The sequence below is a fragment of the Neisseria basseii genome (assembly GCF_962707005.1).
GTDB lineage: Bacteria > Pseudomonadota > Gammaproteobacteria > Burkholderiales > Neisseriaceae > Neisseria > Neisseria bergeri.
Genome location: NZ_CAUIXH010000029.1, coordinates 1 through 14,992, shown reverse-complemented (window position 1 = coordinate 14,992; position 14,992 = coordinate 1). Strand labels below are relative to the sequence as shown.

The window sequence follows — 14,992 nt, the reverse complement described above, 5'->3', positions numbered from 1 at the left end:
CGCCTTCAAACGGCGCGTATTTTAACAGCTTTATCCCGATACCGATATTCAAACCCACATTTCAGACGGCATTGATATGGACAATCTCGTATGGGACGGCATTCCCGACATCCGCACACTCGACCAAACCATCCGCAAACACGCACACCCGCTCAACCTGATTGTCTGCCTCCCCGATAATCAGATTCCCAATTTTCAAACCGCACAAGATGCTTCGGACGCGGAATGCCGTCTGAAGCACCGTTTGGATCAGGCAACCCAGTGCCTCCAGTTCGACAGCATCAACCTCATCGAACACATCCTGCCCGATGTCCGTTTCTGGCTGGTTCCCCCTTCACGCACCCGCTGCCTGCACGAACATTTCCACCACATTTCCTGGCAGACCGAAGCCATTCCGCAAACCGAAAGCAAGCCCGACAAACCCTGGTTTGCACTTCCACAAACATCCGAACGGCAAAAACCGGAACACGTTCTCGTTATCGGAGCGGGCATATCCGGCGCGGCAACCGCCCACGCCTTAGCATCACACGGCATTTCCGTTACCGTATTGGAAGCCCGAAAAGCCGCATCAGCCGCCAGCGGAAACCGTCAAGGGCTGCTTTATGCCAAAATCTCGCCACACGATACCGAACAAACCGAACTTTTGCTCACCGGCTACGGTTACACCAAACGCCTGCTCGAACACATCCTGCCCGACTCCGACACATGGGGCGGAAACGGCATCATCCACCTCAATTACAACCAAGACGAATACCGTCGCAATCACGAATTGGGGTTACAAAAACACCATGCACACCTCTACCGCAGCATCACATCGGCAGAAGCCGAAAAAATCGCCGGTATCCCCCTCAGTGCCCCCTACACCGAACCATCATGCGGCCTCTTCTGGCAGCACGGCGTATGGCTCAATCCGCCCGCATTCGTCCACGCCCTCCTCAACCATCCGCTGATTGGACTACACGAAAACACACCGTTAACCGACATTTCCTACGACGGAGAGAAGTGGATTGCGACCACGCCAAACGGCATATTTTCCGCCACACACATCATCTACTGTACCGGCGCGCACAGCCCCTGCCTGCCCGAAACCAACCTCGCCGCCCTGCCCCTCAGGCAAATACGCGGACAAACCGGACTCACACCGTCCACCCCGTTTTCCGAACAACTGCGTTGCGCCGTTTCAGGCGAAAGCTACATCAGCCCGTCGTGGCACGGACTGCACTGCTACGGCGCGAGTTTTATTCCCAACAGCAGCCATACCGGATGGAACGACGCCGAAGAAGCCTCAAACCGCCAAGCATTGGCACACCTTAACCCCGCCCTTGCCGAATCATTGTTTACCGCCAACCCAAACCCCCAAAAACACCAAGGGCACGCCGCCATACGCTGCGACAGCCCCGACCATCTGCCCATCGTCGGCGCACTCGGCGACATTGCCGCCATGCAACAAACTTACGCCAAACTTGCACTGGACAAAAACTACCGCATCGACGCCCCATGCCCATATCTGCCTAATGCCTACGCCAACACCGCGCACGGCACCCGCGGACTCGCCACCGCCCCCATATGCGCCGCCGCCATTGCAGCCGAAATCCTAGGTTTGCCCCACCCCCTCTCAAAACGCCTGCGTCACGCCTTACACCCCAACCGCACCGTTATCCGCGCCATCGTCAGAAGGCAAAACCTGACTCCTTAAGCCTTTACCGCATTCTCTTTGAAACTCTAAGCTAATATTCATATCTTAGATAAGGTCTCAATGCTGCGACACATACACAACCTAAAACTTTTATTACCTTCCACACCGATATTTCTATAACCATTTAAAAATATTGTGAAAAATCAGTGAGTATGCAAAAAAGCTGTCAATACAACATATGATATACCCACTAAATTATTCTCTACTCCATTCTGTCCGACCGCCCCTCAGATTTGCACGTCTATCGGCGTGCCACCCACGGCCGCTCCCGTCAGTGATGCAATCACCCCGCTCTTTGATTTGATTTCTTCTTTAATATGTTCCGGCAGCAGGTTGGCATTGAACTCGCCTGTTTGCGGATCGATTGCGGTTTTACCATCGTTATACTATTGGCCAAGATGTTCCGCTGCCTTTTCAGCTGCAACTGCTGCCAAGCCGCCGGCAGCAAAATTACCACCTTTGACGCAGGCAACCGCTGCACCTAAAAGGAAATGTCCGATTGCCCGGACGGTTTCGTTTTTGTTTTCTCCGTGGCCGAATGTTCTGCCTATTGCTTCAGAGGTATAGGGCGCAGCGGCATTACTGACTTGTTAACGTTAAACAAAGGCCGTCTGAAACGTTTTTTCTGTTTTCAGACGGCATCTTAGCTCAAACCTTGAGAACCGCATGCGTGCGTTCTGCACATATGCTACTTGTTGAGTTTAAGTTAGGGGCTGTCCTAGATAACTAGGGAAATTCAAATTAAGTTAGAATTATCCCTATGAGAAAAAGTCGTCTAAGCCGGTATAAACAAAATAAACTCATTGGGCTATTTGTCGCAGGTGTAACTGCAAGAACAGCAGCAGAGTTAGTAGGCGTTAATAAAAATACCGCAGCCTATTATTTTCATCGTTTACGATTGCTTATTTATCAAAACAGTCCGCATTTGGAAATGTTTGATGGCGAAGTAGAAGCCGATGAAAGTTATTTTGGCGGGCAACGCAAAGGCAAACGCGGTCGCGGTGCTGCCGGTAAAGTCGCCGTATTCGGTCTTTTGAAGCGAAATGGTAAGAAAAGTAATGCGCCCCTCTGATAGGACGCAATATATAAGGTTTATACGGTTGCTGTACCGAATACTCAAACCGCTACTTTATTTCCTATTATCCGTGAACAGGTGAAACCTGACGGCATTGTTTATACGGATTGTTATCGTAGCTATGGTGTATTGGATGTGGGCGGATTTAGCCATTTTAGCTTCGCTGAAACTTCGTTTTCGTATCAATCACAGCACACATTTTGCCGAACGACAAAACCATATCGATGGAATTGAGAACTTTTGGAACCGGGCAAAACGTCATTTACGCAAGTTTAACGGCATTCCCAAAGGGCATTTTGAGCTGTATTTAAAGGAGTGCGAACGGCGTTTTAACAACGGTGAGATAAAAGTTCAAATTTCCATTTTAAAACAATTAGTAAAATCGGGTTTATCCTAGTTATCTAGGACAGACCCATAATTATTGCGTGATTTCACATTGTTTCGGCTTGAAGCACATGGTTTTGTAATCATTTACAGACAGGTCGCTTGGAGTCCTGTTCGGGCGGTTTGCTGTTTACTTAAATATAAGGATGACGGTCAATGAGATTTTTCGGTATCGGTTTTTTGGTGCTGCTGTTTTTGGAGATTATGTCGATTGTGTGGGTTGCCGATTGGTTGGGCGGCGGTTGGACGCTGTTTTTGATGGCGGCAGGTTTTGCCGCCGGTGTGCTGATGCTCAGGCATACGGGGCTGTCCGGTCTTTTATTGGCGGGTGCGGCGGTAAAAAGCGGCGGGAAGGTATCCGTTTATCAGATGTTGTGGCCTATCCGTTATACGGTGGCGGCGGTCTGCCTGATGAGTCCGGGATTCGTATCCTCGGTGTTGGCGGTATTGCTGCTGCTGCCGTTTAAGGGAGGGGCAGTGTTGCAGGCAGGAGGTGCGGAAAATTTTTTCAACATGAACCAATCGGGCAGAAAAGAGGGCTTTTCCCACGATGACGATATTATCGAGGGGGAATATACGGTTGAAGAGCCTTACGGCGGCAATCGTTCCCGAAATGCCATCGAACACAAAAAAGACGAATAAATATGAATGGAATGCCGTCTGAAGGTTCAGACGGCATTTTTCCGGTTTGAAAATATAGTGGATTAACAAAAACCAGTACGGCAAGGCGAGGCAACGCTGTACTGGTTTTTGTTAATCTACTATAAATTTAATCCACTATAAAATAGGGCTGTAACCTTCAATCGGAATTTGTTGCCTGCGGGATATACGGTATGAATGTTTGGGATATATGGGACAGGATGGTGGAAATCTATCTTAAGTATAAGAAGCCGTGCCTGGTTTTGGCGGTGGATTTTGTGATGGGTATGATATTTATAGAGCCGAATAAGGAGCCGTGCATCGGCAGATGCTATGCGCCTATGTCGGAGTCCCCTGATTTTGCCAACGCTGTTGTTATGATTGTTGCTATGATCTGTATCGTATGGATTGCCGTTTTGTCTATGACTGATTGAAGCGTCGGGCGGAGGCTGTGTGAAACGGTATTGGGCGTTGGGTCGTCTGATTCCAATCGGGCTTGAGGAATGCGAAACAGTGTGCGCTTATGCTGCGGAACGATTTGTTTCGCGGTTTTGCGCCCAAAACGGATGGAAAGGTGTGGGAAGCGGTCTGTCGGAGTAGAATACGCGTTTGCGTTTGAATACAGTAAGAAGAAAAGAGAGAAACTTATGCCGTCTGAACATCAACACACATCATCATTGCTTGATTTCGACCGTACCCATCTGCTTCATCCCTATACTTCCATGACCGATCCGCTTCCCGTTTATCCTGTCAAACGTGCAGAAGGTGTGCATATCGAATTGGCGGACGGCACGCGGCTGATTGACGGGATGTCGTCTTGGTGGTGTGCGATACACGGGTACAATCATTCCGTTTTGAATCAAGCGGTTGAGAATCAGATGAAACAAATGGCGCACGTGATGTTCGGCGGCCTGACGCACGGGCCGGCGGTGGAACTGGGCAAATTATTGGTCGGAATTTTGCCGCAGGGTTTGGACCGTATTTTTTATGCGGATTCGGGTTCGGTTTCGGTAGAAGTCGCGCTGAAGATGGCAGTGCAATACCAGCAGGCGCGGGGTTTGACCGCGAAGCAGAATATCGCGACGGTGCGGCGCGGGTATCACGGCGATACTTGGAACGCGATGTCCGTCTGCGATCCGGAAACGGGGATGCACCATATTTTCGGCAGCGCGTTGCCGCAACGTTATTTTGTCGATAATCCGAAAAGCCGTTTCGATGATGAATGGGACGGGGCAGATTTGCAGCCTGTCCGCGCTTTGTTTGAAGCGCATCATGCGGATATCGCCGCCTTTATTTTGGAACCGGTCGTGCAGGGCGCGGGCGGCATGTATTTTTATCATCCGCAGTATCTTCGCGGATTGCGTGATTTGTGCGACGAATTTGATATCATGTTGATTTTTGATGAAATCGCCACCGGATTCGGGCGCACGGGCAAGATGTTTGCCTGCGAACACGCGGAGGTCGTGCCGGATATTATGTGTATCGGCAAGGGCTTGAGCGGCGGCTATATGACGCTGGCGGCGGCAGTCACTTCACAAAAAGTTACCGAAACGATTTCGCGCGGCGAAGCGGGCGTGTTCATGCACGGACCGACATTTATGGCAAACCCGCTGGCGTGTGCCGTTGCCTGCGCTTCAGTTAAGCTGCTTTTGTCCCAAGACTGGCAGGCGAATATCCGCCGCATCGAAAGCATCTTAACAGGCCGTCTGAAAGCCGCGTGGGACATTCGCGGCGTGAAAAACGTGCGCGTTTTGGGTGCCATCGGCGTGATCGAACTGGAAAAAGGCGTGGATATGGCGCGTTTTCAAGCGGACTGTGTGGCGCAGGGCATTTGGGTGCGCCCATTCGGCAGGCTGGTGTACCTCATGCCGCCTTACATCATTTCAGACGACCTCTTGACCGAACTTGCCGGTAAAACCATACAAATCTTGAAGGAACACAGCAAATGAAAGGCGTTTACTTCGTCAGCGGCATAGACACGGACATCGGCAAAACCGTTGCCACCGGCATGTTGGCAAAACAATTGTTGCAGCAGGGCAAAAGCGTGATCACGCAAAAGCCCGTGCAAACCGGTTGCCAAAACATCGCCGACGACATCGCCGTCCACCGTAAAATCATGGGCATACCCATGCAGGAAGCCGACAAACAAGGGCTGACCATGCCCGAAATCTTCAGCTATCCCGCCTCGCCCCATCTCGCCGCCCGACTGGATGGCAGGGCTTTGGACTTGGACAAAATCCGCACCGCCACGCAAGAATTGGCGGCGCAATACGAAATCGTCTTGGTCGAAGGTGCGGGCGGATTGATGGTTCCGCTGACGGAAAACCTGTTAACCATTGATTATATTCGGCAACAAGGCTATCCCGTCATTCTCGTTACCAGCGGACGGCTCGGCAGCATCAACCACACCCTGCTCAGTTTCGCCGCACTCAAACAATACGGTATTCGTTTGCACAGCCTCGTGTTCAACCACATCCACGACAGCCGCGACGTACACATCACCCAAGACAGCCTGAGCTACTTGAAATGCCGTCTGAAAGCCGATTTTCCCGAAGCGGAATGGATGGAGTTGGCAAAAACAGACGCGGTATAAAGATTGGGAAAAATATGGAACACCTATTTGGGAAATGGCTGCCCGACTTGCCTGCCTCCGTTTCAGACGGCATCAGCCTGCCGATGAGCCGGTTATTGAAAGCCGGGTCGCTGACCGCTGCATTGCGTGCCTTGCCGCATACATTTTCGGTGGAACTGCTGAAACTGGGCGAATTGGAGACGGAATGCGGAGGGAGGCTGGTGCGCGAAGTTTTGTTGAAGCTGGACGGTATCCCTGTTGTCGCGGCAAGGAGCGAGTGCCGGATAGGTTCGGCGTTTTGGCAAAACATTTTGGACTGCGGCACGCGCCCTTTGGGCGAACGTCTGTTTCAAGCCGATTTGGAAGGGGCGCGTTCGGCATTTGAGTTTGCCGTTTCCGGCGAAGGATGCGGACGGTACTTTGCCGCGCGGCGTTCTCGGTTTTCCCATCAAGGCGAGGAAATGCTGCTGACCGAGTATTTTCTGCCCGAACTGAAACGCTTTATCGGATAAAATACCGTTTTTTCAAGCTGTGCGGCAATATGAATCCTAAATCCCCTTTATTTTTACGCCTGTCCGACCGTTTGGATGTGTACCTGCGCCTGATGCGGGCGGACAAGCCCATCGGGACGCTGCTGCTGCTGTGGCCGACCTATTGGGCGTTGTGGCTGGCTTCAGACGGCATTCCCGATTTGGCGGTATTGGCGGCGTTTACGATCGGCACGTTTTTAATGCGGAGTGCCGGCTGCGTCATCAACGATTTTGCCGACCGCGATTTTGACGGGGCTGTCGAGCGTACCAAAAACCGTCCGTTCGCACAGGGCAGGGTCAGGAAAAAAGAAGCCCTGCTGCTGACGGCATTTTTGTGCCTGCTTGCCGCATTGTGCCTGATTCCGCTGAATCATCTGACTTGGCTGATGAGCCTGCCCGCGCTGTTTCTTGCGCTGACTTACCCGTTTACCAAACGCTTTTTCCCGATTCCCCAATTTTATCTGGGGCTTGCCTTTTCCTTCGGCATCCCGATGGCGTTTGCCGCCGTTGCCGGAAACGTGCCGCCTCAAGCATGGATACTCTTTGCCGCCAATGTTTTATGGACACTGGCTTACGACACTGTTTACGCCATGGCGGACAAAGAAGACGATTTGAAAATCGGCATCAAAACATCCGCCATCACGTTCGGGCGTTACGATATCGCCGCCGTTATGCTGTGTCATGGCGGCTTTACCCTGCTGATGGCAGTATTGGGTACGGTTATCGGTGCGGCATGGGCATATTGGACGGCAATCCCCATCGTCCTGCTGCTGCAATACCGCCAATATGCCGCCATCAAAAGCCGCGTCCGGCAAATCTGTTTTGAAACGTTTTTGGCAAACAACAGAATCGGTTGGGTGTGGTTTACCGCCATTTTTGCCCATACGTTTTTTGCGAAATAAGGCAGGGCAATGCCGTCTGAAGAGCCGTAAACTGCTTTGGACGGCATTTCTATCTGTGCCGAAAAGCGTTAAAATATGTTTTTAAAACGCTGTGTTATGTCAGCCCGTACCGTATGCGGGATTGAGGTTTGCCCCGGCAGTCGGTACAATCCTTCTGTTTTGCGATGTCTGAAAAGAGAAGCTTATGAGCCTTATCGGCGAAATTTTGCCTTTGTCCCATATTGTTTTGGATATGGAGGTGGGCAGTAAAAAAAGGCTGTTTGAGGAAGCGGGCCTGCTTTTGGAACGCGAGGCATCATTGCCTCATGCTGATGTTTTCGAATGTCTTTTTGCCCGTGAAAAACTCGGTTCGACCGGTTTGGGGCAGGGTGTCGCCATCCCCCACGGCCGCCACGCGAGCGTGAAGCAGGCGACGGGCGCGTTTATCCGCACGCGCGAACCCGTCGTATTCGACGCGCCCGACGGCAAGCCGGTTTCTCTGGTTTTTATCTTGCTGGTGCCGGAAAACGCAACGGGCGAGCATTTGGAGGTCTTGTCCAAACTGGCCGGCAAGTTTTCCCAAAAAAGCATCCGCGAATCGCTGATGACCGTTTCTTCTACGGAAGAAGCCCGCGCCATCCTGACCGAAGAATAAAATATGCCCAGTATCTCCGTCCGCCGGCTGTTTGACGACAACCAATACAAGTTGCAACTTGCCTGGGCCGCCGGCAATTCGGGTGCGGACAACCGTATCGGCGTAGAGGCGGACAAGCCCGTCCTCGCCTTGGTCGGACACCTGAATTTCATCCACCCTAACCAAATCCAAGTGGTCGGTTTGGCGGAGTCGGAATATCTGAACCGCCTCGAATCGGGGGAAACGGGTTATCAGTTCGGAGACCTGTTCGATATTTCCATGTCTTTGGTCATCGTGGCAAACGATTTGCCGGTTTCCCCGGGTCTGCGTGACTACTGCCACAAAAACGATATTCCACTGCTGACTTCCAAACTCGAAAGCCCCTATCTGATGGATGTGTTGCGGATTTACCTGCAACGCACCTTGGCGGCATCGTCCGTCAAACACGGCGTATTTCTCGATGTGTTTGAAATCGGCGTGTTGATTACCGGACATTCGGGGTTGGGCAAGAGCGAATTGGCATTGGAGCTGATTTCGCGCGGCCACAGCCTGATTGCCGACGATGCGGTCGAGCTGTTCCGCATCGGTCCGGAAACATTGGAAGGACGTTGTCCGCCCATGTTGCGCGACTTTTTGGAAGTGCGCGGCTTGGGGATACTCAATATCCGCCATATTTTCGGCGAAACCTCTATCCGGCCGAAAAAAGTGTTGCAACTCATCATCAACCTGGTTGCCGCAGACGATGAGTACATGAAACAGCTCGACCGATTGAGCATACGTACGGAAACAGAATCCATCCTCAACGTCAATGTCCGTTCGGTAACGCTGCCCGTCGCCGTCGGACGTAACCTCGCCGTTTTGGTTGAGGCGGCGGTACGCAATTACATTTTGCAGTTGCGCGGCAAAGACAGTACGCGCGAATTTTTGGAACGCCATCAGACGCAACTTAAAGAAAACGAACAGAATCATGAAAATCGTCCTGATTAGCGGGCTTTCCGGCTCGGGCAAATCCGTTGCACTGCGCCAAATGGAAGATTTGGGCTATTTTTGTGTGGACAACCTGCCTTTGGAAATGCTGCCGTCGCTGGTGTCGTACCATATCGAACGTGCGGACGAAACCGAATTAGCGGTCAGTGTCGATGTGCGTTCCGGCATAGACATTGCCCAAGCGCGCGAGCAGATTGCCTATCTGCGCGGACTGGGGCACAGGGTGGAAGTTTTATTTGTCGAGGCGGAAGAGGCCGTGCTGGTCCGCCGGTTTTCCGAAACCAGGCGCGGACATCCGCTGGCCGGTCAGGACATGACGCTGTTGGAAAGCCTGAAAAAAGAGCGCGAATGGCTGTTCCCGCTTAAGGAAATCGCCTACTGTATCGACACTTCCAAGATGAATGCCCAACAGCTCCGCCATGCAGTCCGGCAGTGGCTGAAGGTTGAGCGTACCGGACTGCTGGTGGTTTTGGAGTCCTTCGGGTTCAAATACGGTGTGCCGAATAACGCAGATTTTATGTTCGATATGCGCAGCCTGCCCAACCCGTATTACGATCCCGAGTTGAGGCCTTACACCGGTATGGACAAGCCCGTTTGGGATTATTTGGACGGGCAGCCGCTTGTGCAGGAAATGGTTGACGACATCGAAAGGTTTGTTACGCGTTGGCTGCCGCGTTTGGAGGACGAAAGCCGCAGTTATGTTACTGTCGCCATCGGCTGTACCGGCGGGCAGCACCGTTCGGTCTATATTGTCGAAAAACTCGCCCGAAGGTTGAAAGGGCGTTATGAATTGCTGATACGGCACAGACAGGCGCAAAACCTGTCGGGCCGCTAATCCCGTCAAACCATTATGCCGTCTGAAACCCCGTCCTCCGTTTCAGACGGCATTTCAAATATTGAGAAGAAAGAACAGACATGGCAATCCAATGGTTTCCCGGCCATATGAACAAGGCGAAAAAAGCCATCGCCGAGCGTGCAAAAAGCGTTGATATGGTGATTGAAATGCTGGACGCGCGTATGCCCGCCTCCAGCGAAAACCCCCTGCTTGCCCAGCTTTCCAAAGGCAAGCCCAAACTCAAAATCCTCAACAAGCAAGACCTTGCCGACCCCGAACGCACAAAGGTCTGGCTTGAACACTACAACAGCCTGTCCGACACGCGCGCCATCGCCCTCGATTCCTCCGAAACCGGCGCGCACGGCAAAATCACCCAAGTCTGCCGCGCGATGATTCCCCATCGACAAGGCATAGACAAACCCCTGCGCGTCCTCATCTGCGGCATTCCCAACGTCGGCAAATCCACCCTCATCAATGGAATGATAGGCAAAAAATCCGCCAAAACCGGCAACGAACCCGGCATCACCAAAGCCGAACAACGCCTCTTCCTCGCCGACGACTTCTGGCTGTACGACACCCCCGGAATGCTGTGGCCGAAAATCATCGTCGAAGAAGGCGGCTACAACCTCGCCGCCGGCGGCGCAGTCGGACGCAACGCGTTGGACGAAGAAGAAGTCGCCCTCGAACTCTTAGACTACCTCCGCCGCCACTACCTCCCTATGTTGCAAGAACGCTACCAAGCCGACAAAGACCCCAGTAGCCACTGGGATGACAACTCGTGGCTCGAGTGGATAGCCAAAAAACGCGGCGCAGTCCTCAGCGGCGGACGGGTCAATTACCAAAAAGCCGCCGAAAACATCCTCACCGACTTCCGCGAAGGCAAAATCGGCAGAATCACCCTCGAAACGCCGAACCAATGGGAAACATGGCTCAAAAAAGCCCGTCAGAAAGAAGCCGAACTCAAGGCATTGCGTGAGGCAAGAAAAGCAGAGCGTAAAGGGCAGAAGCCTGAGGAAGCATAAAGAATGCCGTCTGAAAAATATTTTTCAGGCAGCTTCTCCCCATTCCAACCGATTTCAGACGGCATATCCAAACCCATGCCGTTTCAGCACGGATACCCGTATGACCGACAAAATTTCTCCCGACGCGCTGATTGAAGCCGCGCTTCTGACCCAAACCGAACCCCTGAACGAAAAAACCATGCGCGAATTGTGTGTGCCGCCGCTGTCGCAGGACAAATTAATCGACGTGTTGGCGCAGTTGAAAACGCGTTGGCAGGATAGGGCGTTGCAACTGGTGCATACGCAAGAGGGCTGGCATTTTCAGGTTGTTCAGACGGCATTCGAACGGCTTGGCAGCCTTCAGGAACAGCGTGCGCCGCGCTATTCCCGCGCCGTGATGGAAACACTGGCGATTATCGCCTACCAGCAGCCCGTAACGCGCGGCGACATCGAAGGCATACGCGGCGTGGCGGTGTCGCAGAACGTGATGCAGACCTTGCAGGATCGGGGATGGATTGAAGTCATCGGACATCGGGACACATTGGGAAAACCCGCATTGTGGGCAACAACGGCAACGTTTCTCAGCGATTTGCGCTTGGATGGTTTGGAAGAACTGCCACCGCTGACCGAACTGGGCGAACTGGTTTTGCCCGATTTGATAGAAATGCCGCCTGCGGATGAAGAAGAGCCGGAAACCGTACCGTCCGATACCCTGCCCAACTGAAATTCCAAATGCCGTCTGAAACGCACATTGCTTCAGACGGCATTGCAACAAATAAGCAGATAAAAACAAGTACTAAGAAAAATTAAGGAAAAACTTATTTTTAATTTAAAAAATCTTAGTTATAATTCGTATATCTAAAGTTGATATTGCTTTTGTCGGTAGAATTGCTAAGGAATCCTCACAATGCTTCTAACACTTTCTTTGCGTGATTTTGTCATTGTCGAAAATCTGAATCTGGATTTTCAAAGCGGCTTTACCGTATTGACCGGAGAAACCGGCGCGGGCAAATCTATTACGTTGGACGCAATCGGGCTTCTGTTGGGCGACAAGGCCGATTACAGCCAAGTCCGCAGCGGTGCAAAAGAAGCCCAATTGTCGGCGTTGTTCGATATTTCCCATTTGCCTGTTTTAAAAGCAGAATTGTATGAACAGGGGCTTTTAAACGACGGAGAAGAAGAACTCAGTATCCGCCGCATTATCGATGCCAAAGGCAAAAGCCGCAGCTTTATCAACAATCAGGCGGCTACCTTGGCGCAACTTAAAGCCGTCGGCGGGCAGCTTATCGACATCCACGGGCAAAACGCCCATCATTCGCTTAATCAGGAAGCCGCCCAGCGCGAATTGTTGGACGCATTTGCGGGTAGCAGGGAGCAGGCGGAAACCGTCAGGCAGCTTTATCAAAATTGGGCCAATGCGAAAAAAGCCCTCCAAGAGGCGCAGGAACACGCCGATGCCGTCATTATCGAGCGGGAGCGTCTAGAATGGCAGTTTAACGAACTGAATCAGTTGGACATTAAACAAGGCGAATGGGAAGCCCTCAGCCAAAGCCACGACAGCCTTGCCCATTCTGCCGAACTGTTGCAGGCCGCCGAAGAAGTCGGAAGCAAGATTGACGGCGACAACGGCATCCAACGCCATATCTATCAATGTCAAAAACTATTGGCCAATCTGCAAAACATCGAGCCGCGCTTTGCCGAGAGCCTGAATATGTTGGCAAGCATCGAAGCCGAATTGGGCGAAATCAGTGCCAATATGCGCGATGTGGCAGGTTGGAACGACATCAATCCCAATGAATTGGCGGCACAGGAACAGCGTATGGGCGAACTGATGGGGATGGCGCGAAAATACCGGATCGAACCCGAAGAGTTGCCTGCCAAGTTGGCAGAAATCGAAGAACGCCTGCAAAGCCTGCAAGCTGCCGCCGATTTGGACGCGCTCGAGCATAATGTTGCCCACAATTTTGCCGAATATCAGGAAGCCGCCCACATCCTTTCTTCCATGCGCCATCAGGCGGCAGGGCGTTTGGGTAGCGAAACGACCGAGCATATGCAACACCTTGCCATGAAAGGCGCGCGTTTCGATATTGTCCTGTTACCTTCGTCGCCGACGGCACACGGTTTGGAGCAGGTTCAATTTCAAGTTGCCGCCAACAAAGGCAATCCGCCCCGTCCGCTGAATAAAGTTGCCTCCGGCGGCGAATTGGCGCGTATCAGCCTTGCCTTACAGGTTGTTGCCAGTCAATATACCCAAGTTCCCACCCTGATTTTTGATGAGGTCGATACCGGTATTGGAGGGGGAGTGGCTGAAATGGTCGGCAAGGCATTACGTGCGTTGGGCAGAAAACATCAGGTGCTTGCCGTTACCCATCTTCCGCAAGTCGCATCCTGCGGCGAAAACCACTGGCGGGTGCGCAAGCACAGCGAGGGAGAGCAAACCGTCAGCGAAATCAGTATATTGGATGAAATCCAACGGATCGAAGAGGTTGCCCGTATGTTGGGCGGGGAAATCATTACCGATACGACGCGGCAACATGCGGCAGAATTGCTGCAACTTGCGTCGAAAAATAGTTTATTTTAAAATCAATCAGTTATAAAATAACTGAAAATAAAAGTCTAAAATAATAGACAGAACTCAGATAAATCCGTATTATCACGCTTTCTTAATCACTTGAACAAGTGATTGTGCTGCACCCGTAGCTCAGTTGGATAGAGTATCTGGCTACGAACCAGAGGGTCGGGCGTTCGAATCGCTCCGGGTGCGCCAACAAGAATACACAATATGCGCCCATCGTCTAGCGGTTAGGACATCGCCCTTTCACGGCGGTAACCGGGGTTCGATTCCCCGTGGGCGTACCAATTCAAAATGCCTCCGATTATATCAGAGGCATTTTCAATTTCCGTTTTTATATACGGATATATTCCTTCGTAGTATATATTCTATTTTATCAATTGATTACCTATTATCGTTGGGTTTTAGTGTTGTATATGCTAAATGTATTGGCATAGATACTGGAATGAAAGTAGGTCTATGGTTGAGCATTTAATATGCCTGTCAGTTGAGGAGAAGATATTATTGGTAAAGTCTGAAATTTAAAAAGGATTTTAGAAATAAAGAGGGTCAAAAACATGAACACAAACTTAAATGACAAAGACAAAGCCATGGATACCGCAATCATATTTCAGAAAAGGATGAGGATTCCAAAATTTTTCTTTTTGATTCTCGGAATCACAATGGTTTTGGCATTTATCCAAGACGTGATAACGGGTTCTAACTTTCTGCAAATAACAATTGTGCAAATAATATTTGCGATATATTTCAGTTTCGGAGGTATCATAATTTTATTCTACATAATCATCGCAGGAATCTGCCCCTATTGCCACGAATTCCAAAAGATGAATTATGGCACCTCCGTCGGCATCGGGTCGGATAGCTTTACTTTCTTTAAAGGCATTTCCCCTGTTCCGAAAATCGATTATTGCAGCAAATGCGGTAAGCCCCTGTCTCCCGAAGCCGTAAATAAGGTGATGAATGATAAAACCGATGAAGAAATGTGAACAGCGTTTTAACAACAGTGAAATAAAATATAAAATTTCAATTTTAAAATAATGAGTTAAGGTAAATTTGACCCGAGACCTTTGCAAAATTCCTTTCTTTCCGACAGCCGAAATCTAACACAGGTTTTCGGCTGTTTTCGCCACCAATCACTCCCTAACTCTACCCAAATACCCCCTTAATCCTCCCCAGACACCCGATA

Annotated in this window: 15 protein-coding genes, 2 tRNA genes and 1 pseudogene; all 18 read left to right on the top strand. The window is 51.1% G+C overall.

All coding sequences use genetic code 11. From position 1 onward, the window contains the following. The first annotated feature begins 76 nt into the window (after nucleotides 1-76). The 18 genes and pseudogenes from mnmC1 (at nucleotide 77) to Q9I99_RS10555 (ending at nucleotide 14,792) form a co-directional block, all read left to right on the top strand. Nucleotides 77-1,696 (top strand): FAD-dependent 5-carboxymethylaminomethyl-2-thiouridine(34) oxidoreductase MnmC1, encoded by a 1,620-nt coding sequence (mnmC1, locus tag Q9I99_RS10640; protein WP_301668222.1) that lies wholly within the window; start codon nucleotides 77-79, stop codon nucleotides 1,694-1,696. A gap of 760 nt (nucleotides 1,697-2,456) precedes the next feature. After that, a pseudogene (locus tag Q9I99_RS10635) lies at nucleotides 2,457-3,168 on the top strand (IS1595 family transposase). 143 nt (nucleotides 3,169-3,311) lie between these two features. Continuing rightward, nucleotides 3,312-3,797, top strand: a complete 486-nt coding sequence (locus Q9I99_RS10630) for an FxsA family protein (RefSeq protein WP_107819685.1) — start codon at nucleotides 3,312-3,314, stop codon at nucleotides 3,795-3,797. Between the two features lie 191 nt (nucleotides 3,798-3,988). After that, nucleotides 3,989-4,228 carry a hypothetical protein gene (locus Q9I99_RS10625; protein ID WP_301668221.1) on the top strand — a complete coding sequence of 80 codons (240 nt, stop codon included), beginning with the start codon at nucleotides 3,989-3,991 and terminating at the stop codon, nucleotides 4,226-4,228. 213 nt (nucleotides 4,229-4,441) lie between these two features. Beyond that, nucleotides 4,442-5,743, top strand: coding sequence for an adenosylmethionine--8-amino-7-oxononanoate transaminase (gene bioA / locus Q9I99_RS10620; RefSeq protein ID WP_301668220.1), 1,302 nt, complete (start codon nucleotides 4,442-4,444; stop codon nucleotides 5,741-5,743). Continuing rightward, on the top strand, nucleotides 5,740-6,387 hold the full coding sequence (gene bioD / locus Q9I99_RS10615) for a dethiobiotin synthase (protein WP_301668219.1): 648 nt from the start codon (nucleotides 5,740-5,742) through the stop codon (nucleotides 6,385-6,387). Before bioA ends, bioD begins: the two co-directional genes overlap by 4 nt. Nucleotides 6,388-6,401: 14 nt before the next feature. Next, on the top strand, nucleotides 6,402-6,878 hold the full coding sequence (locus Q9I99_RS10610) for a chorismate--pyruvate lyase family protein (RefSeq protein ID WP_301668218.1): 477 nt from the start codon (nucleotides 6,402-6,404) through the stop codon (nucleotides 6,876-6,878). A 29-nt stretch (nucleotides 6,879-6,907) separates the two neighbouring features. Next, nucleotides 6,908-7,798 carry a 4-hydroxybenzoate octaprenyltransferase gene (ubiA, locus tag Q9I99_RS10605; protein WP_301668217.1) on the top strand — a complete coding sequence of 297 codons (891 nt, stop codon included), beginning with the start codon at nucleotides 6,908-6,910 and terminating at the stop codon, nucleotides 7,796-7,798. A 184-nt stretch (nucleotides 7,799-7,982) separates the two neighbouring features. Continuing rightward, nucleotides 7,983-8,432 carry a PTS IIA-like nitrogen regulatory protein PtsN gene (gene ptsN, locus Q9I99_RS10600; RefSeq protein WP_301668216.1) on the top strand — a complete coding sequence of 150 codons (450 nt, stop codon included), beginning with the start codon at nucleotides 7,983-7,985 and terminating at the stop codon, nucleotides 8,430-8,432. A gap of 3 nt (nucleotides 8,433-8,435) precedes the next feature. Next, nucleotides 8,436-9,398: an HPr(Ser) kinase/phosphatase gene (gene hprK / locus Q9I99_RS10595; protein WP_107819677.1), complete on the top strand. Its 963-nt coding sequence runs from the start codon at nucleotides 8,436-8,438 to the stop codon at nucleotides 9,396-9,398. Then, on the top strand, nucleotides 9,379-10,233 hold the full coding sequence (gene rapZ, locus Q9I99_RS10590) for an RNase adapter RapZ (RefSeq protein WP_301668215.1): 855 nt from the start codon (nucleotides 9,379-9,381) through the stop codon (nucleotides 10,231-10,233). The genes hprK and rapZ overlap by 20 nt, the downstream gene beginning before the upstream one ends. Nucleotides 10,234-10,313: 80 nt before the next feature. Next, a complete protein-coding gene (gene ylqF / locus Q9I99_RS10585) occupies nucleotides 10,314-11,255 on the top strand; it encodes a ribosome biogenesis GTPase YlqF (protein ID WP_301668214.1) in 942 nt (313 codons plus the stop codon). A gap of 3 nt (nucleotides 11,256-11,258) precedes the next feature. After that, on the top strand, nucleotides 11,259-11,390 hold the full coding sequence (locus Q9I99_RS10580) for a hypothetical protein (protein ID WP_300905493.1): 132 nt from the start codon (nucleotides 11,259-11,261) through the stop codon (nucleotides 11,388-11,390). Then, nucleotides 11,356-11,958, top strand: coding sequence for an SMC-Scp complex subunit ScpB (gene scpB / locus Q9I99_RS10575; protein WP_301668213.1), 603 nt, complete (start codon nucleotides 11,356-11,358; stop codon nucleotides 11,956-11,958). Before Q9I99_RS10580 ends, scpB begins: the two co-directional genes overlap by 35 nt. Nucleotides 11,959-12,141: 183 nt before the next feature. Next, nucleotides 12,142-13,815 carry a DNA repair protein RecN gene (gene recN / locus Q9I99_RS10570; protein WP_301668212.1) on the top strand — a complete coding sequence of 558 codons (1,674 nt, stop codon included), beginning with the start codon at nucleotides 12,142-12,144 and terminating at the stop codon, nucleotides 13,813-13,815. A 109-nt stretch (nucleotides 13,816-13,924) separates the two neighbouring features. Beyond that, nucleotides 13,925-14,001, top strand: a tRNA-Arg gene (locus Q9I99_RS10565). A 17-nt stretch (nucleotides 14,002-14,018) separates the two neighbouring features. Next, nucleotides 14,019-14,093, top strand: a tRNA-Glu gene (locus Q9I99_RS10560). Between the two features lie 270 nt (nucleotides 14,094-14,363). Beyond that, a complete protein-coding gene (locus Q9I99_RS10555) occupies nucleotides 14,364-14,792 on the top strand; it encodes a hypothetical protein (RefSeq protein ID WP_301668211.1) in 429 nt (142 codons plus the stop codon). The last annotated feature ends 200 nt before the right edge of the window (nucleotides 14,793-14,992 follow it).